Raw genomic sequence first — 19,093 nt, 5'->3', positions numbered from 1 at the left:
TATTACATGGTCATTACGACCCGTCCTTCAATGCGGCCTGCCTTCATTTGATCGAATATGTTGTTGATATCATCGAGACGGGCCGTGTGAACTGTCGCCTTCACTTTGCCGTCCAGGGCAAAGCCGACTGCTTCCTGCATATCCTTGCGGGTGCCGACGATGGAGCCGCGGATGGTATGGCGGTTGAGAACAGTTTGAAAAATGGGCAGTTCAAAATTGCCCGGAGGCAAGCCGGTCAGTGCCATGGTGCCTTTTTTACGAAGCGCCGCTATCCCTTGCCCGAAAGCGATGGGAGAAACAGCGGTGATCAGCACGCCATGCATACCTCCTGTTTCTTTCTTTAAAAAGGTACCAGGATCGCTCTGCATAGCATTTACAGTCAGATCGGCCCCGAGGCGTTTCGCCAGTTCCAGCTTGTCGTCGCTCACATCGATGGCCGCCACGTGCATGCCCATCGCTTTGGCATATTGCACAGCCAGGTGCCCCAGGCCGCCAATGCCCGAAATCGCCACCCATTCTCCCGCTTTGGTATCGGTTTCTTTCAAGCCCTTATAGACGGTCACGCCCGCACACAGGATGGGCGCCATGCTGGTCATATCCGTATCTGCCGGTAAATGCGCCACGTAGCGCGCGTCGGCGATGACATATTCGGCATAGCTGCCATCGACGCTGTAACCACCGTTCTGCTGGGCATCACAGAGCGTTTCCCAGCCGGTAATGCAATATTCACAGCAACCGCAGGCGCTGTACAGCCAGGGCACCCCTACAATGTCGCCTTCCCGAATGCCGGTTACTTCCGGCCCCACCGCGGCAACATAGCCGATTCCTTCATGACCTGGAATGAGCGGTAGTTTCGGCTTCACGGGCCAGTCCCCGTCAGTGGCATGGAGGTCGGTGTGACAAACACCGCTGGCGGCGATTTTAACTAAAACCTGGTTGGTCCCAGGGCGTCGCACGGCAACTTCTTCGATACGGAGCGGCTTGCCAAACTCGCGAACGACCGCTGCTTTCATGGTTTGAGGTAGCATATATATTTGTGTTTCAGGTGGAATTATTGCGCCAGGTAACCACCATCCACCGGATAGTAAGACCCCGTCACGAAAGAAGCCTTGGAGCTACTGAGCCATAGGACCAGTTCTGCGACTTCGCTGGGTTCGCCCATCCGCCCGATCGGGTGCCGGCCGACCAGCCACTCCATGGTAGCTTCGTCCAGATCTTTCAACAATGGTGTTTTGATAAACGCGGGACCTACTGCATTGGCCCTGATACCTTTCTCACCATATTCCAGCGCAATGTTTTGGGTAAGTCCGAGCACGCCATGTTTGGCTGCCACATACGCCGGGCTATTGGCAAAACCTACATTACCAAGAATGGAGGCCATATTTACAATCACTCCCCCACCCGAGTTAAGCATAGCGGGAATCTGGTACCGGGCGCCATAGAATACCCCGGAGAGATTCACGGCGATCACTTTGTCCCAGGCGTCGATCGGATACATGCCCGTTGGCGCCATTGCCCCGCCGATTCCTGCATTGTTACAGGCAATGTGCAGCGCCCCATATTTTTCGATAGTGGCCCATACCAACGCCTCATTCTCCTCCGGCGAAGACACGTCGCATTTGAAGAAAAAGCTGTCGCCTCCCTCGTTCCCAATGAGCCGGACGGTTTCCAGCCCCGACTCTTCGTCCATGTCAGAAACGACCACTTTCGCACCCTCCCGTGCATATGCGACCGCGACACTCCGCCCGATGCCTGAACCTGCACCCGTAACGATGGCCACTTTGTCCTGTAAGATCTTCATAAGCTTTAGATTAATGTTTCAAGCCAGCTTTGTCTCTCTGGTGATCTGGCTGCACAAAGGTGTTTGTTACCGCTGTGGCAAATTATGACCATAGTCAGCTTTAAAACAGCCCGTTGTCAAGGGAAGCGCGGAGAACCGCTTTCAAATGTGGCAATAGTACTCCGTTTTCTCCCTTTCCGATAGTGCTGCATTGCCGCACAGACCGTCAGCTTTGATAAAATGCACTTTATCAGCCTATTGTACCAGTGTGGGGTTCACTGCAATGTGCGCCTCGGCCACATCCAGGATGGTCGGATAGCTATTCGGCGGCCCGGCCAGAATTGCAGCCGTAGTCATATTGTAAATCAGGTAAAGAACGGTGCCCGAAATATGGGTATAAAGCAAGCTGCCTGAGCCCTGACTTTGCTCGGTTGCATGGTAAAAGGCATCCGCAAAAACGACCGCTGTCTGATTGAGCTGCATATCCAGCCGCACCGTAACCGGTGGAAAAAGTGGTGGAAAGTGGCTGATGTCGAATGTTTGCGGCGTGACCGGGAATACCCCTGTTACTTTGGGCATAATGTATTCATTGAAAGAATCGAACGAAGGCAATGACACCCTTTTTATATGAATTTTGACTTTAAAAGTCGCATCCACGGTGCCTGGCGTCGGATGGAAACTGTTCCATGCCTTGGCCAGCGGTAAAGTGATATCGGGATTGCCCGGAGTGATCGTCCCAAACACGTCGTTAACGTCGAGCTTGTTACAAAATTCTACTTTTTGAATTTCAAACTCACAAGGATAGAGCCGCGGAGCGCCGCTTACAAGGGTACAGCCGGTCTGAGGGTCAGGTTCGTTGTGGTCGGTGCAGGACAAAGCAACCGCGAGTATCAATAAAGCGGATGCCAAAGCCAATTTGAACAACGGGAAAGATTTCATGAGGAAAAAGGTTTGGATGAGTCAATACTATAACCGTAGCGATCGCTAACAACTTGGTGGTCAAGCGAACTACTGGCATGAAAATTATGAAATCCTCTCCCTGGCGATGCTATGTAAAAGTCATCTGAAATAGCGACATAAGTCATTACTCTTCCGTCGTTTGCCGCCCTCATTCCATCATAAACGGTCACAAGCCAACCAGTTTCTTAAACATGATTTGTAACCATGCATTAGCTTTGGTATCTTCAAAAAATGTCCCGCCGTATCGTCTGGCAATCCCTTCCAACCCAAAAGCCGCGATAAGGCGCATCATCAATCAATCATTCCATCCCATTATTTGCAGGTTCCAATACAGCTTTCCAGCCATTATGCAGCCGTACTATCAAATAGAAGCAGAACAAGCCATAGAATCATTAGGCAGCACATCCCAGGGGTTGTCTGCAGCCGAAGTGACCCGGCGCCAGACCGATTTCGGCCCGAATAGGTTGGTGGCAGCGAAGCAGCGGTCCAAATGGGCGATACTGTTGGGCCAATTCAAAGATGTGATGATCCTCATCCTGATCGTCGCGGCCATTATATCCTTTTTTGTCGGAGAGCACATTGATGCCTATGTGATCATCGGCATTATCATAGCCAATGCGGTCATCGGCTTCTTTCAGGAATACAATGCAGAGGAATCCATGAAAAAGCTGCAACAAATTTCCGCGCAGCATGCGATAGCCATCCGGGATGGAGTCCATCAGGAAGTAGATGCAACGGACCTTGTTCCCGGCGACATAGTGGCACTCGAAGCTGGCAACATCATTCCCGCAGACGGGCGGCTCGTTAAGATCAGTGCTTTTAAAACCCAGGAAGCCATTCTGACGGGCGAAAGTCACGCGATCGAAAAAGTGATTGCCCCCGTTGCGGGAGACGATCTGCTTCCCGCCGACCAGCTTAATATGGTTTTCAAAGGTACCATTGTCGCTAACGGCTCCGGACAAATGCTGGTCACCAGCACCGGCATGCAAACCGAGATCGGGTGCATCGCCGGGCTTTTGGAGCAGGAAGCGACCATCACTCCCTTACAGCAGCGGTTGAAGAAATTCAGCAAAATCCTGGTCATTGCTATCCTGGTTATCTGTGTGCTGGTTTTCGGGTACGGACTGCTGAGAGGCGAACAGCCGCTCATGATTTTCATGACGGCCCTGTCGCTGGCCGTCGCGGCGCTGCCGGAAGCCCTCCCCGCAGTAATTACGGTCGGGTTGGCCAATGGAGCGGCAAGAATGGTGCGGCATAAAGCCCTGATCAGGAAGCTGCCTGCGGTAGAAACCCTCGGATCGGTTACCTATATATGTACTGATAAAACGGGGACGCTGACCAAAAACGAGATGAGTGTAGAAAAAGCCTGGGCGGCTCGGGGTTCGCAAGACCTGCTGCCTTTCGCCTGCATGCTCAACAACGAGGTGCATTTCGATCAGAACGGCCGGCTGATGGGCGACCCAACCGAAATTGCATTGGTGCAATATGCGGAAAACCAGGGCATCTCCCGGGCGAATGCCGAAGAAAAATATCCGCTGCTCGAAACACTGCCATTTGATTCGGATCGCATGAGGATGGCCACTTTGCACGCCTATCAGGACCGGTACCTTTTGCTTGTCAAGGGAGCACCATCCCGGATTACCGAAGTCCTGAAAGAACAGCGTCAGGACCTGCTGGATCAAAACCGCGAATGGGCACGCGAGGGGTTACGGGTCTTGTTCTTTGCCTATAAGATACTTGACCAGCGGCCGGATAAGCTAACCTCGGAAGACGAACACTCGCTGCTGTTTCTGGGAATGGCGGGGATGATCGATCCGCCACGCGAAAACGTGATCGAGGCTATTCGCGATTGCCGGACGGCCGGTATTAAGGTCGTGATGATCACTGGTGACCAGCCGCTGACGGCCACTTCCATTGCCGGGCGCCTGGAAATTGCCGGCACGCAGGAGGTCAAAACGCTGACGGGAAAGGAACTGACGGACCTGGACGACACTCAGTTACAGGCCATCGTGCAGGAAGTATCAGTATATGCGCGGGTCTCCCCGGAACAAAAGCTCAGGATCATCCGCGCACTGCAAAGCCAGGGGCAGTTCGTGGCGATGACCGGTGACGGCGTTAACGACGCCCCCTCTCTCAAACAGGCCGATATCGGGGTGGCCATGGGTATCACTGGGACGGATGTAGCCAAGGAGGCTGCGGAGATGGTGCTGCTGGATGATAATTTCTCGACGATCGTCAAGGCAATCAAGGAAGGGCGAAGGATTTACGACAATATCCGCAAATTCATCGTGTATGTACTTTCCTGCAACCTGGGCGAAATTCTCGTGATCGCATTGGCCCCGGCTTTTGGTCTGGCGATCCCGCTGCTTCCCATTCATATACTCTGGATCAACCTGGTCACAGACGGACTTCCCGGTGTGGCCTTAGCCGCTCAACGGGCCGAAAAGGGCATTATGAACCGCCAGCCGGTACCGCCCGGACAGAGCTTATTTGCCCAGGGCCTGGCCGTTCGGATCGTGATAACGGCTATATGGATGGCCTCGGGCGCTTTTTTATTACAGATTCTGGCCACCCGAAACGGCATGCCCGTTCCTGTCCAGCGAACGATGGTATTTACAATGTTATGCATCGTCCAGTTGGGAAATGCCCTCAGCGTTTCCTCCCTGAGGCGGTCGGTCATCAGCGCTGGACTGTTCCGAAATGTTCCCCTACTGCTTACGATCATTTTAACGATCGGTTTGCAAGGGCTGCTACTGTACGTGCCGGCACTTAAAGGGCTTTTCAAGACGGTACCTTTGTCGATGGAGAGTTTATCCCTCACCGCCCTCGTATCACTGAGCTGCATTGCCGCCATCGAGCTGTCCAAATTTATTCCCGGTCAAAAATAACGGCCATGGCGCACACGCAATCGTTCAATGCGCTACTATGCCCGATTATAAATCTTGACTACTTCGTACCAGATCGTGAACACGAATCCAGTGCCAATGCTGATCAGCAATTGGCTAAAATTCACGGGTGCAAGACTGAAAAAGCGGGTAACATCCGGTATTGCGAAGATCAGGACTGAAAGCAGTATGGTAATGCCGATGATCATCGGGACCAGGTTGTTTTTGTAGCGGATAGTGGTCCAGATCGAATGGCGGAACGACCGGTTTACGAGCGTCAGACAAACATTTGCAGCGAGCAAAGCTATAAAAACCATCGAGCGGGTCAGGTTTTCATCATACGACTGTGCCACTGCGTACTGGTACAGGAGCAGCATGCCTGCCGTAATCACAAGCCCTTGTAAAATACTCACAGAGAGCTCCTTCAAACTAAAAAAGGTGGAGGTAAACGGCCTTGGCTTTTGTAAGAGCAGATCTTTTTCCAGCGGTTCGTTCTCATAAATGATCGAACAGGTCGGCCCCATGATCATTTCAAAAAAGATAATATGGACGGGTGTAAAAATATTGGGATAAATCCAGCTCAGCGCCAGGGGAATAAAAACGGTCAGGATGATGGGGATATGGATCGAAATGATGTAGCGGATCGCGTTTTTAAGCGATACATATATTTTGCGTCCCATCGCTACCGCGTCCACCATGCGGGCAAAGTCATCATCGACCAGGATGAGCGACGATGCCTGTTTGGCGATTTCCGTCCCCTTTTTTCCCATTGCAATCCCGATATGCGCGGCCTTCAATGCCGGACCGTCGTTGACACCGTCGCCGGTCATGGCCACAATCTGGCCCTGCGCTTTCAGGGCATTGACCACTCTTAACTTGGCTTCCGGAAACATCCTGGCAAAGATCCCCGTCTGCATCACTTTAGCCTGCAAGGCTTTTTCATCCAGCGTAACAAGCTCCTCGCCCAGCAACACCCGCTCCGCGCCGTCAAAACCAATTTGCCTCGCAATGTTCTGCGTCGTGGCCGCATTGTCGCCGGTAATAATTTTCACCCGGATACCAGCCCGGCCAAATGCCTCAAAAACAGATTTGATATTGGTTTTGGGAGGATCATAAAAGGCTACCAATCCCAAAAAGTGAAACGGCAGTTGCTGCTGCTTTTCAGGGAATATTTTTTCAGGATAACTGCTCTGCCCTACCCCGAGCACCCGGTACCCCTTGGCCGCAAGCGCATTGACGGCCTCCCATACGGTACGTTTTTCATCTTCCGACAACCCGGAAACCGCCATAAGCGCTTCCGGCGCTCCCTTGGCGGCGACAATGCGTTCCGAATTCCTGTTTTCAAATACATGGGTCATCATCGGCGGTTTACCCCCCAACGGATATTCGTACACCAGTTTGAACCCGGAGCGCATGTCGACAGCCGCGGAGTTCCCATATGCCTCATGCAATGCGATCTCCATCGGGTCAAAAGGGACCGGCTCACTTGCCCACATTGCCATGGCCAGCAGGTCCTTACCCTGGTCGCTTAAAGTGCCGTCCGGCGCCTGAATTAAGTTCTGAGCATGAATGTATAAACTAGCCAATTGCATTTTATTCTCGGTGATCGTCCCGGTTTTGTCCGTACAAATGACCGTTGCGCTGCCCAGTGTTTCAATGGTTTGGGTCCGCTTCACAATAATGCCCATTTTCATCAACCGCCAGGCGCCCAGCGCCATGAAAGTGGTAAAGGCCACGGGAATTTCCTCCGGAAGGATGCTCATCGCCAAAGTCAGCGCTTTTAAGAGGCTGTCTAACAGGGCTTGCGTACGGATGTAATTGATCGCCCACACAAGCAAAAAAACGGCACCACCGGCAATGGCCATCTTCTTGACGAAGTTGGTGATCTGTATCTGCAATGGTGTCGGCTCCTGCTCTATCGATTGCAGACTTGCGCCGATCGCCGCCAATTTGGTTTGAGCGCCGATGGCACGAACCTGAGCCACTGCCCTTCCGCTAGCCACCAGCGTTCCCTGGAAAACCTCACTGCCGGGCTCGTTTTTCGCGACAGCCAGTGACTCCCCGGTAAGAATGGATTCGTTGACAGAAAAATCATGCGCTTCCAGAATGGCTCCGTCTGCCGGAATTTTACTCCCTTCTTCGATGATCAGCCAGTCGCCGATCACGATATCTTCGCTCGGGATTTCGATTTCAAGCCCGTCCCGGATCACTTTGCATCTCGGCTCGGTCAATGATTTGAGCTCGCGCAGCGCATTGCGGCTTTTGCTATCCTGATAAATTGAGATCGTGGAAATGACCAGGATCGCCCCGAGCATGAAAAAACCTTCTCCCCGCGAGCCCGTAACAAAATAAATGGTCGACGCCGCAATCAATAAAATCAACATCGGCTCCTTTACGAGCCCCAAAACAGCCTCCCACAAACCGCTTTCACTTTGATCCTCTACCTTATTCCCGCCATGCTTGCTGCGTGATTCCTGTACCTGACTGGCCGATAGGCCCCGGGAAGTGTCGATCGTGGGGGTAGACATATTTATACCGATTGTTTAGAGTCAATGACGAATCACGGAAAGGAATTTGTAAAATATTCCGGCGTGATCATTGCTGTTAAAACCGTGTAAATAGTTGTTTCTACTACGAATCGGACAGTATGATGTTCGCTATTTCATCCTTCCTTTTGAAAGTGACGCCCTCGTGCTGCTGCATGTACCTGATGAGATCATACGTCACTTTCACCATTTGCGGGGTGCCGCCAATCCGGTCGTGAAAGCTGATCGACATCTGGCGGCGGCGTGTGGCCCCTTCCTTGTAAAGCTGGTCAAATTCTGCTCTGACCTGCTGCGCAAACTGCTCGGCGGAGAAATTTTTCCCCTCGATCAACAGAATGTCGTTGCAGCGCAGGGTGTAAGGTACGACGGCGAAGTTTTGCCCCTCCACGCGCGTCAGAAAGGGCTCGTCGCGGCTCAGATCATCTATATGGTATTTAAAACCAAGCTCTTTGAGGATTTTCAATGTGTTATCGCCCCGCCGGAGCCAGTTGGCATTGTAACCCACGGGATTAAAACCCGTCACCTTCCTGATCGCCTCTGCGCCTTCGCGGATGAAAGCTTTTTCTTCAGGGTAAGCCATATTATACTGCGAGCGCCAGCTCATGCCATGTCCCGCCGCTTCATGTCCGCGCCTGACGATCTCCTTTGCCAGATCCGGATTTTTAAGGACGGCAGCGCCAACCATGTGGGACGTTACTTTTATACCAAGTTCATCCCAGTTGTCCAGCATTCGCGGAATCCCCTCCCGATAGCCATATTCATACCAGGTAGCGGCCGGCAAGTCACGGAAGCCTGGAAGCATGTTCTGTGGAAACGGGCTCTCCGCATTGTCGGGCTGACCACCGGATTCAAATTGCATCGAAACCGATACTACCAGCCGGGAGCCGTCAGGCCATCGGGAGGATGGATGCGGGGATTCTCTCAAACTCATCCCGGCCAGGGCGGGTGTGCCGAGTACACCTAATGTACCCAAGGCACCGGTTTGTCTGATGAAAGTTCGTCGCGTGCTCATAGGATTTACTGTCTGTTAAAAATTTTGTCCAGAGACCAGGAGTTACTCTCCAGGAATTGAAGTAGTACGGCGAAGAGAATCAGGTGAATGAGTTGCGAGGGGACCGCTTCCCAGTTCTCGACCATCGCCGTACCGAAAAGCAGCATCAGAATCAGAACGGCGCCCGAAATCAGCGCCGGTTCGGTAAAGAGGCCCACCAATAGCAACAAACCGATCACCAACTCGGCAAATGGCAAAACCATGCTGAACGGCCTGACCAGCTCCGCCGGCAGCATCGACTTTGCGAAGCTGCCGACCATCCACTGGCTGAACGCATTCAACTTGGGTAACCGGACAAGGCCATGCCCGAACATACTGATGCCGATACCAAGCCGCAGCAATAAAAAAACAATAGCATTCATACTTACAGGGGTTAATGTTTCCAATGATGCAAATCTCCCGGTATTTGTCGGAGAAAGTATGTACATTTATTGGATAAATCAGTAATTTGAAAGGATGCGCATTAAAAACCTTCATAAACCCTACGAAATCGAGCTGCTCGTCGCCGATCAGTACACTGGCAAACCGCACAAAAACTCTTTTTTCGAAATGGTTTATATTTTGGAAGGAAGCGGTTTACAGATCATCAACGACCACGAGTTGCCGTACGGCCCCGACAAACTCTTCCTGATATTCCCGCAGGACAGCCACGGTTTCGAGGTGCGCGAAACAACACATTTTGCATTTATCCGATTCAACGAGGGCTACCTGAAAGTCCAGCCGACAGAATGGCTCCAAAGGCTCGAATATATTTTTCATAATCACAACCATTTGCCCGGATGCATCCTCAAAACGGTCACAGACAAGCCGTTGGTCCGGTCGCTGACGGAAGCGCTTCTCAGGGAGCAGCAGGCGGCCGGGCCGCACAGCCAGCAGGTGATGCAGCAAATGCTCAACACGATCATCACAATCGCCGCCCGGAACATTGCACTTTTCCAGCAGGCAGGTGATTATCAGTCGGCCCAACCATTATCCTTGCTGGGTTACATTCATGAGCATATCTATTCCCCCGAGGCGCTCCGCGTCGAAAAGCTGGCCGCGTATTTCAACATATCGCAGACGTATGTAAGCCAGTTTTTCAAGCGTGAAACCGGTGAAAGTCTTCAGGAATATATCAGCAACTATCGCCTGACTTTGATAGAATCGCGTTTGCTGCATACCAGCCAGCGGCTGGGTGAGATAGCCGCTCAATTTGGGTTTGTCGACAGCAGTCATCTCAACAAGGCCTTCCGAAAGGCCAGGGGCTTGTCGCCCTCCGATTTCCGCAAAGCGGCGAATTCCGCCCCTTAATCGCCCGCTCCTCCATTCCGCTCTCAGACAGCTCTTTCGCAAAAAGACCGGCCCGAAACCGGCCGTGCGAAAATAAATTTGCCAAATCTTGCATTTGTATTTTGCCGTTTTTTTGACAGAATTAAGTGAGTGCGTTAAGTTGATATAAAGAAAAACTAGACCAACAGCATTGCGATCGGCGGAGAGAATTCCCTGAGCAGCGCGAAACGCTTCGAAGCCGACCCCACCAGCCCGATGTGATCTTCATCGATATGCGTTGAACGACCGTTTTCAGTCGCTGGATAAAACCCGTGAGGCAGAACGCGCTGGATCCATATGCAGCACAAATCCGGGAACTGACCGCACAGTATGGCACGGGCCTCGCGGACCCTTACATTGATTTTCAGAAAGTTGTAAAGGAAGGCTAGCTCAAAGAAGCGATGTCGTCGGTCAATCATCCCAATGAAAAAGGACATCTGGATTTTTCAGCACCGGGCTGTTCATAATGAAGTGCTTCCGTCCTATTTCCGAGGAACAAGCGCCCAAAATGACTCAGCTTTATCAATATATCCGCAACTGACGGCATGGAAGACCACCCGACGTTCGGCTGAATAGGGAATCAATCGATCAGCCCTCTCTTAATGGCTTCCTTCAAGAGGCCTGCCGTATTTTTTACACCCATTTTCTGATTGATATTCAACCGGTGGGTTTCGACGGTTCTCAGACTGATATACAGTTTGTCCGCAATTTCCTGGCTGGAATGCCCTTCGGCGATCAGCGTCACCAGTTCCTTTTCCCGTTTGGTAAGCGGTATTTCATAAATGGAACGGCGCTGCCCTGTGATGGTTTCCTGCAAAAGGATGTTCTTGATCTTGTCATCCAGGAACTCCTCCCCGCCGGCAACGCGCTCGATCGCACGAACAATTGTCTGTTTGTCGGAGTTTTTCAGCAGATAACCCCTGGCGCCCTTACGAATAACATTTTTCACATAGCTGGAATCATCGAAACTGCTGAATGCGATAATATTTACTTTCGGCTGCTGCTGCAATATCTGCCTGCATAACTCGATACCGCTGATTTCGGGCATCTGGATGTCCATGAGCAACACATCGGGCGCGGTCGTCTGTAAATACCCTAACAGCTCCCTCCCGCTTTGCGTCGTGTAGGTTATTTGCAGTCGGTCGGAAGTCGAAAGCATCGCCACCAGGCCGTCTATCACCACTTCATGGTCGTCGATTATGGCCACGTCTATCTTTTTCATACGGCTATTTCCCTTTTTATATTCAATACCTCAAATTCCAGGTAAGCCGCAAAACCGTTCTCCTCCGATTCCCTGATGTCGATCTTCCCATTCATGGCTTTTATCCGGCTCTGGAGGCTGTGTAATCCCATTCCGTCCGGCGTGTCAGCCCCCGTCGCCAGGCCTACGCCATTGTCTTCAATAGAGATCGAAAGGAGGTCGTCCTGCTGGGTTAGTTGCACCATGCCGTGGGTAGCCTTTGAATGTTTCATTACATTATTGAGTAATTCCTGGACTATGCGGTACACCGACAATTCGAAGCTATCCGCAAAACGGTCGATCTCTCCCCAGGAGTCATACTGGATTTTCAGCCCTCTGCTATTGCTGACCCGCTCACAATATCGGCCCAGCGCAATGTCCAATCCGTGCCGCAGCAGTACTTCGGGCATCAGGTTATGCGAGGTTTTCCGGATTTCCTCGGTGGCTTCGTTCAAAAGATTCATCCCCTGCCGGTAACCCTCTTCCTGCAAAAGCCCGTCGACCGATTCGGTGCTGCTCAGATGCATTTTCACCGCAGCCAGCATGCCTGCCACACCATCGTGCAAGTCTTTCGCAATGCGGCTGCGCTCCTTTTCTTCTCCCTCCATGAGTGCCTGCAACAGTTGCAGCTCCTTCTGCTGCTGGATCGACTGTAATTCCCTGATATGCGAAAGCTTTTTATACCTTGATTGTAAATAAAGCAGGATCGCCGCCAACGATACTAAAACAAAAGCACCCAAAGCGTAGTAGATATAACTGCGGGTCTTCTGAAGCTGCAGATCCTTTTGGGCCAACTGCAATTTGTTTTGAGACAGAACTTTCTCCTTTTCGGCCGTTTGGTATTTCACTTCCAGTTCTGCGGCATTTTTCTTGATTTTTTCGTTGCTGGCACTGTCGCGGTAAACGATGTATTTTTTAAAGTAATCCAAAGCCTGCCCGTTATCGTTGAGGTGTTCGTGCGCCTCCGACAGGCCCTTGTAAATGTCGTCGAGCTGGATCACCACGTCCTTTTCCTTACCCAGTTGCAAAGCCCTGTTGTAGTACCGGATGCTTTCCCGGAAGTTCCGTGCCAGGCGATAACCATCGGCAAGTCCCATGGTGCCGATCAACTGGTACTGCACGTCGTTGTTGGCAGTGGCATATTGCAGCACCTGCCGGGCGTGTTCGATGCATAGACCAGCCTTGCCCCATTTGCGGTACAGCTCGGCCATGCTGTTATGGGCAACGCATAAAGTGTAGTCATTCCCACGCAAAGTAGCCAGCCGGACGGCCTCGCTGGCATTTGTTAGTGCCTCGGGAAATTTTCCCTGCGAGGACAGGCAGTTCGTCATTCCGTACAGCGTCTCCACCAGCGTCGACGTATCTTTGGCCTGCATAGCCGTCTTAGCGCCTTTTTGAAAATACATCAATCCCTTATCGTACTCGTCAAGGTTGAAAAACAGCACACCCATAGCACTATACGCGTTCGCGAGAATGTTCTGGTATTTCGTATTTTGCAAAAGTTGGATCGCCTTCGAAATCCGGTTGACTTTTTCATCAATTTTACCGAGCCTTTCTGCTATCGCACCGATATTCAAATGGCTGTACGCTTCCATATCAACCCGGTCGGTTTTCTTTAGATACACGGTAGCCGAATCAAAATTCCGCATTGCTTCCACATCATTTGCCGCTTTGGCATTCATATATCCCCGGTTGAACCAAACCATCCCCGACCAATAGGGATAATTCAATTTTTTACTGAGGCGCATCAGTTCATCATACAAGCGTGCCGCCTTCTTTTTGTCGGAATCTACAAAGCTGAATGCATAATTGGCCAGCCGGATCACTTTGGCCGAATCGTCTTTGGCTGAAAGAATTTTTACTTCTTCAGTATCCTGGGCAGCTGTCGCATGCGCGATCCATAAAAAAGCAAAAAATAAAGCAGAGATTTTATTCATCATGAAGGGCCGGTTATCATCACCCAAAGTTAGTTTTCCTGGCCTGATTTTCAACGCGTGGTATAGAGCCGCAGATTCGGGACGCTGCAAACATGATGCTCCCGCGTTTTGGCCGCCATACCTGAACAGGTTTGCAAGGTGCTTTCCAAAACCTGTTCGACCGGTTGCGGAATGTTATTATTTTTTTTTCCTTCCAATGCCCTCTTCCATCGTCGAGCAAAGTACATTCAAAGCGACACAAAATGAGAGAAAGCTCAATCCAAACGTATTCATAGAACATCGATAACTAAAATGCTAATAACCATTACAGTTTAATGAATTCCACGCGGCGGTTTTGCGCCTTGCCTTCTTTCGTCGCATTGTCGGCAACGGGTTTTGCTTCGCCCATTCCTCTCGTTTCCATTCTGGAAGCGTCTATCTTATGTATACCTGCGAGCGCATTTTTTACAGCATTTGCCCGGCGCTGGGACAGGTCCAGGTTCTTTGCATCTTCCCCATCGCTATCCGTGTAGCCGTCAATCCTCACCCTTACCTGCGCATTCTCTTGCATTACCGAGGCTATTTGTTTCAGCACGCCGGCGCTTTCCGGTTTTATATGATCGGAATTGGAATCGAACAGGATTCCGTTTGTTACCAGTTTGCCTTCCGTGATGAGCTTGCTACGCATATCGGCCGCGCCTTCCGATACCAGGATATTTGAAACGAATACGCCCACATTATCCTCCTGGTTATTGTCAGCCATTAAAAAACCCAGGTGGTTGAAGGCCGTTTGCGGGGCTATCGCCTGCGGTATGTCATATACTTTTTCCTCATTGATCCAGCAGCGCAACCGCTGCTTCTGCACCCATATCGCCACATGAAAGGGCTTTCGGTAATTGTTACTGAATTTCCTCAGATCTTTATTGCCGCCCTCGAAATACATGTCGCGTTTGCTATAACTCTGCACATAAATCGAAGAACGGTCCTCATAAGCCGGCTGGACGATCAGACTTATTTTGCTCACCTCGTTTCCGCCCTGGGCAAAAAGCCGGGCACTTTCCTGGCCGGGCGCCAATTGCAATAGCTGCCATTCAAATCCGGGAAACATAGACCCGAAATCCTGTTCATCGCTACCCATGTAAGTGAGCAGCATATCAAATTCAACCGTGAAATTATCCGGCAATTTCTTAATCTCCGGGGAGACAAACTCCCCAATAAACATGCGCATCCATTTGCCTGGCAAACCGTCAATAGAAACTGCCTCGCCCCGGTTGTTGGTAGCCCAATGCATAGGAAACTCACCGATAACATCCTGCGAGAAATCCTCCGCATATATGACATGCTCGCCGCGCACGAAATCATAGGAAGAATAACTTTTGAAGGCATCTCCCGCGGATACCGGATGCGCGGTTTCATTTTTGCCGCCTTTACCGGGTTCTTTCTTTTCGGGTTTTTGTGTGATCGCTTCCTCCGCCTTGTCGATGGCGCGGTCCATCGCCTGATCAGCCCGCTGTTCGGCGCGGTACCTCGCTTTGTCGTGAAATCTGTCCAGAACTGCCTGACACCGGCCGCCGGTAGCAGAGAGAAGAATAATAGAGCATAAAACAAGGGTATTTTTCATAGCTATTTGTGATTTGATGCTACAAAGTAACTTCATCTCACCAGCCGATTTGTGCGAGGCAATACTGATATTTAAAGATACGTAGAAGTACGTACGTCGGCTATTTTTTAGCGATTCATGCCAGTTATCACATTCTCCATTGGCTTCCCGTTCGAAACCGGATTTTAACGTAATTTAACTGGCAACGGGCCTGGCCGGCTTACTTTCAGAAGGTAACCAAATCAGGGGGCGTATATACATAACTGTCAGGCATCCAACCCGGTGCCGCCGGCTGCTCCGGACATTTCCGAGAAGCTCAGGCAGGTTAAGTAATATTAAATCACTGAAATACAGCGCGTAGCTGATAGACAATAATGCCGTTAACCGGCATTCGAAAACATACAACTTCCGGATCGGATTGGAAGTGTATGGGGCTCGCCTCCCTTTTTGAAGCGAACACCATCTAACATACTGAAAAACAATCAATATCACCGATATTACACTGAATCGGCAGAGATAAATCACAAGAAATTGCAATTTTAACGGGCGCATTGTAGTATCAAAATGACAATGAACAGTAAATTGCATAGTTAAAATCTCTCTTAACCGAATTTAACTTTCCTTAAACTAAATGCGAAACACATTTACCTCCTCTCCCAGCCGTATGGGCTGGCTGTGCCGGCTTCTATGCGCGGCACTTGTGGTTATGGCAACCACGGGATACGGCGGCACAGCCCTCCCGTCCCTTTCGCCGGGTGTCCCACTTAACCGGGTATTCTCCACCGCCGACAAACCCGTAAAGGGAACCATCAAAGACGAAGCCGGAAACACCCTCGCGGGCGTCAGCGTCGTTGAAAAAGGAACAACGAACGGTACTATTACCGATCAGGATGGAAAATATAGCCTGACCGTTCAGGGTGAAGGCGCCGTTCTTTCCGTTTCTTTTATCGGTTTTGTTCCCAAAGAAGTCACCGTAGGCAACCAAAGCACAATCGATCTGGTGATGTCGCAGGATATCAAGCAGCTTAGTGAGGTAGTGGTTACCGCACTCGGGGTTAAGCGTGAAGAAAAATCCCTGGGTTACTCGGTACAAAAGGTAAGCGGAGCTGCCATTCAGACTGTTAAGGGTACCAACCTGGCTACATCCTTAACCGGAAAAATCTCGGGGCTTTGGGTTAAAAACAGTACGGAATTCAACGAGGCACCTACGCTCGATCTCCGTGGTGAAACCCCTTTGCTCGTCATCGACGGTGTACCTTATGTGAATATCTCCCTGAAAAACCTCAACCAGGACGATATTGAAAGCATTGATGTGCTGAAAGGTCCCACAGCGGCTGCTTTATACGGTTCGAGAGGCGGCAGCGGGGCGGTTATCGTCACCACCAAACGCGGCGCTGCCGGTAAAGGTCTCTCCGTCACGGTGAACAGCAACAACATGTTCAATGCGGGCTTTTTGATGCTGCCGAAAGTCCAGCACTCTTACAGCGCCGGACTAGGTAGTGCATACAGCCCGACCGACTATATCTGGGGGGCCAAACTGGATAACGGCACCATGGCCAACCAATGGAACCCTATTACCAAACAAATGGAAGTGTCGGAACTGCGGTCGGTAGGAAAGAACAATTTCCGGGACTTTCTCGTACCTGGTCTGATTTCCAACAATAACGTCAGCATTACACAGACCGGCGAGAATGGCAGTTTCCGTGTGTCGATGAGCCATATCTACAATAAGGGCCAGTATCCCAACCTCAAATCCAATACTACCAGTTTCAATGTGAGCGGCGAAATGAAGGTTGGCGATAAGTTCAGGCTGAACAGTCAGGTCGGGTACAACCGCATCACAGCTCCACAGATTGCAGGTTCAGGATACGACGCGCAGGGCTACATCTACAACATCCTGATCTGGATGGGGCCGGAATATGACCTGAGCCTGTACAAAAACAATTACTGGATCACACCCAATATAAAACAAAACTGGCACTACAATGCATGGTACGACAACCCATACATGATGGCTTACGAAAAGCTGAACGGTATTGAAGAGAACAAAATGAATGCCAGCTTCACCGCGACGCTGGATCTTTTTGAAGGCGCCAAAATACTGGTCCGCCCGGGATTTGACCTCTACCAAAACAATGAAACCCGCAGAAACCCGCCGGGAATCCTCTCCACCCGCGGTTGGGACGCTTCCGGATTGTATTCCATTGCCAAAAGAAACGGATACAGCTTTAACGGGGATGCTTTCTTTACCTACAATAAGACCTTCGGCAAATTAGGTATCGACGCCCTGGCAGGTGGTACGATCTTTAAATATGACAACAACTATCTTTACAGTGCAACCCGAAGCGGGTTGCTTATTCCAGGCTATTACTCGCTCAACAACTCCGTCGAAAGGCCGGATGTCAGCGTTGTAGATCCTAACACGGCTGCTACTAACCCCCGGTTCCGCAAACAGGTAAACAGTTTGTTGGGAAAAATCAGTTTGGCCTACAACAACACTTTCTTTCTGGACGTAACCGGCCGAAACGACTGGAGTTCGTCCATGCCTGCCAAAACCAACAGTTATTTCTATCCTTCGGTGGGTGCCAGCGTGGTGGTTAGTGAATTTTTCCAGTCTTTACCCGAATGGCTGGATTTCTGGAAAGTACGTGGATCCTGGACGCTGGCAAAATCCGATTTGGCCGTATACGCCACCAACAATACCTATTCCACCAGCACAGGCGTATGGAGCGGCCTCAACTCCGCAGCTTATCCCGGCACGATCATCAACGCAACAGATGTAGTGGCGGAAACCAACCGCACCTGGGAAATCGGGACGGCAGCTTACTTCTTAAAGAAACGCTTCAAGCTGGACATTGCTTACTTCAACAAGTATAATTACAACATTCAAACCAGCGCGGCGATATCGCAGGCTTCCGGATTTAACAGCACGCTGATCAACATCGATCAGACCTACGTTCGCAAGGGTATGGAAGTTTCTCTCGATGCGAACATCCTGAAAAAAGGGGACTGGCAATGGGATGCAACCGCCAACTGGTCGTACAATCACCGCTACTTTAAGGCGTTGGATCCGCAATATTCTGCTAAAAACAACTGGACAAAAGTGGGCGGACGCACGGACACCTACACTGGTGCTACCTGGCTGAGGGACTCACAAGGCAATCTGATTCACCAGGCTAATGGCCTTCCCCAGGCAAGTACGTACAGCAGCTTGTATGGCTACACCGATCCAAAATTCATTTGGGGGCTGGCAAACACCGTCCGTTACAAACGGTTTACGCTCACTGCTGCATTTGACGGCCGGATCGGCGGGTTCTTAAATAACTACACCTCTTACAAAATGTGGGACACCGGCGCACATCCTGACTCGGATAACGAATGGCGCTACGACGAGGTGGTGAACAAAAACAAGTCGTTTGTAGGAAAAGGCGTGGTGGTAACTTCCGGAAGCGCTACCTACGACAATATGGGAAATATCACCAGCGATACCCGCGAGTATGCGCCCAACACCACGAAGGTCTCCTATGAAACGTACGCCCGACGGTATGGTGACGGAACACGCGGTGTGACCAACGCTACTTTCTTCAAGCTACGCGAACTTTCCATTGGCTACTCGCTTCCACCGTCTTTTGCAAAATATGTGGGTGCCAAATCAGCTTCCATATCATTTACCGGACAAAACGTATGGATGTGGACCAAGGATTTCCGTTTTGCCGATCCTGACAAGGCCAACGACACGCAGCTTACTTCTCCTTCCGTACGCTACGTAGGTGGTAACATCCAACTCACTTTCTGACAACACAAATT

Annotated in this window: 13 protein-coding genes; 3 read left to right on the top strand and 10 right to left on the bottom strand. The window is 50.9% G+C overall.

The genetic code is table 11. The features are described 5' to 3' along the window. Positions 1–2 precede the first annotated feature (2 nt). From adhP to ACQ4MZ_RS17555, 3 genes are all read right to left on the bottom strand, one after another. Complete coding sequence (gene adhP / locus ACQ4MZ_RS17565; protein ID WP_430846787.1) at positions 3–1,028, bottom strand: alcohol dehydrogenase AdhP; 1,026 nt, start codon at positions 1,026–1,028, stop codon at positions 3–5. Between the two features lie 23 nt (positions 1,029–1,051). Then, entirely contained in the window at positions 1,052–1,801 is a 750-nt protein-coding gene (locus tag ACQ4MZ_RS17560; protein WP_430846785.1) for an SDR family NAD(P)-dependent oxidoreductase, read from the bottom strand. A gap of 234 nt (positions 1,802–2,035) precedes the next feature. Beyond that, on the bottom strand, positions 2,036–2,719 hold the full coding sequence (locus ACQ4MZ_RS17555) for a hypothetical protein (RefSeq protein WP_430846783.1): 684 nt from the start codon (positions 2,717–2,719) through the stop codon (positions 2,036–2,038). A gap of 368 nt (positions 2,720–3,087) precedes the next feature. On the opposite strand from ACQ4MZ_RS17555, the gene ACQ4MZ_RS17550 reads away from it, so the two are divergent. Then, the gene (locus tag ACQ4MZ_RS17550; protein ID WP_430846781.1) at positions 3,088–5,628 is read left to right on the top strand and encodes a cation-translocating P-type ATPase; all 2,541 of its coding nucleotides are present in this window, start codon (positions 3,088–3,090) and stop codon (positions 5,626–5,628) included. Between the two features lie 35 nt (positions 5,629–5,663). Here ACQ4MZ_RS17550 and ACQ4MZ_RS17545 read toward each other — a convergent pair whose 3' ends face one another. From ACQ4MZ_RS17545 to ACQ4MZ_RS17535, 3 genes are all read right to left on the bottom strand, one after another. Further along, entirely contained in the window at positions 5,664–8,153 is a 2,490-nt protein-coding gene (locus tag ACQ4MZ_RS17545; protein WP_430846779.1) for a cation-translocating P-type ATPase, read from the bottom strand. A gap of 103 nt (positions 8,154–8,256) precedes the next feature. Further along, entirely contained in the window at positions 8,257–9,183 is a 927-nt protein-coding gene (locus ACQ4MZ_RS17540; RefSeq protein ID WP_430846777.1) for a polysaccharide deacetylase family protein, read from the bottom strand. A gap of 5 nt (positions 9,184–9,188) precedes the next feature. Further along, positions 9,189–9,584 (bottom strand): DoxX family membrane protein, encoded by a 396-nt coding sequence (locus ACQ4MZ_RS17535; protein WP_430846775.1) that lies wholly within the window; start codon positions 9,582–9,584, stop codon positions 9,189–9,191. Between the two features lie 94 nt (positions 9,585–9,678). Here ACQ4MZ_RS17535 and ACQ4MZ_RS17530 point away from each other — a divergent pair, with 94 nt between their 5' ends. Next, on the top strand, positions 9,679–10,512 hold the full coding sequence (locus ACQ4MZ_RS17530) for an AraC family transcriptional regulator (protein WP_430846773.1): 834 nt from the start codon (positions 9,679–9,681) through the stop codon (positions 10,510–10,512). A 155-nt stretch (positions 10,513–10,667) separates the two neighbouring features. Here the strand turns inward: ACQ4MZ_RS17530 and ACQ4MZ_RS17525 are convergent, their stop codons facing one another. The 4 genes from ACQ4MZ_RS17525 to ACQ4MZ_RS17510 all read right to left on the bottom strand — a co-directional run bounded on the left by ACQ4MZ_RS17525 (position 10,668) and on the right by ACQ4MZ_RS17510 (position 15,307). Beyond that, positions 10,668–10,949 carry a hypothetical protein gene (locus tag ACQ4MZ_RS17525; protein ID WP_430846771.1) on the bottom strand — a complete coding sequence of 94 codons (282 nt, stop codon included), beginning with the start codon at positions 10,947–10,949 and terminating at the stop codon, positions 10,668–10,670. Between the two features lie 161 nt (positions 10,950–11,110). After that, positions 11,111–11,752, bottom strand: coding sequence for a response regulator (locus tag ACQ4MZ_RS17520; RefSeq protein ID WP_430846769.1), 642 nt, complete (start codon positions 11,750–11,752; stop codon positions 11,111–11,113). After that, positions 11,749–13,710: a tetratricopeptide repeat-containing sensor histidine kinase gene (locus ACQ4MZ_RS17515; RefSeq protein WP_430846767.1), complete on the bottom strand. Its 1,962-nt coding sequence runs from the start codon at positions 13,708–13,710 to the stop codon at positions 11,749–11,751. Before ACQ4MZ_RS17515 ends, ACQ4MZ_RS17520 begins: the two co-directional genes overlap by 4 nt. Positions 13,711–14,011: 301 nt before the next feature. Then, positions 14,012–15,307, bottom strand: coding sequence for an OmpA family protein (locus ACQ4MZ_RS17510; RefSeq protein WP_430846765.1), 1,296 nt, complete (start codon positions 15,305–15,307; stop codon positions 14,012–14,014). 610 nt (positions 15,308–15,917) lie between these two features. Between ACQ4MZ_RS17510 and ACQ4MZ_RS17505 the strand changes: the two genes are divergently transcribed. Next, the gene (locus ACQ4MZ_RS17505; protein WP_430846763.1) at positions 15,918–19,082 is read left to right on the top strand and encodes a SusC/RagA family TonB-linked outer membrane protein; all 3,165 of its coding nucleotides are present in this window, start codon (positions 15,918–15,920) and stop codon (positions 19,080–19,082) included. Positions 19,083–19,093 lie beyond the last annotated feature (11 nt).

It is taken from the genome of Dyadobacter sp. BHUBP1, from assembly GCF_050587785.1.
In the GTDB taxonomy this organism is placed as follows: Bacteria; Bacteroidota; Bacteroidia; order Cytophagales; family Spirosomataceae; genus Dyadobacter.
The sequence above is the reverse complement of the archived record's forward strand: the minus strand, read 5'-3'. Positions and strand labels throughout refer to the sequence as shown.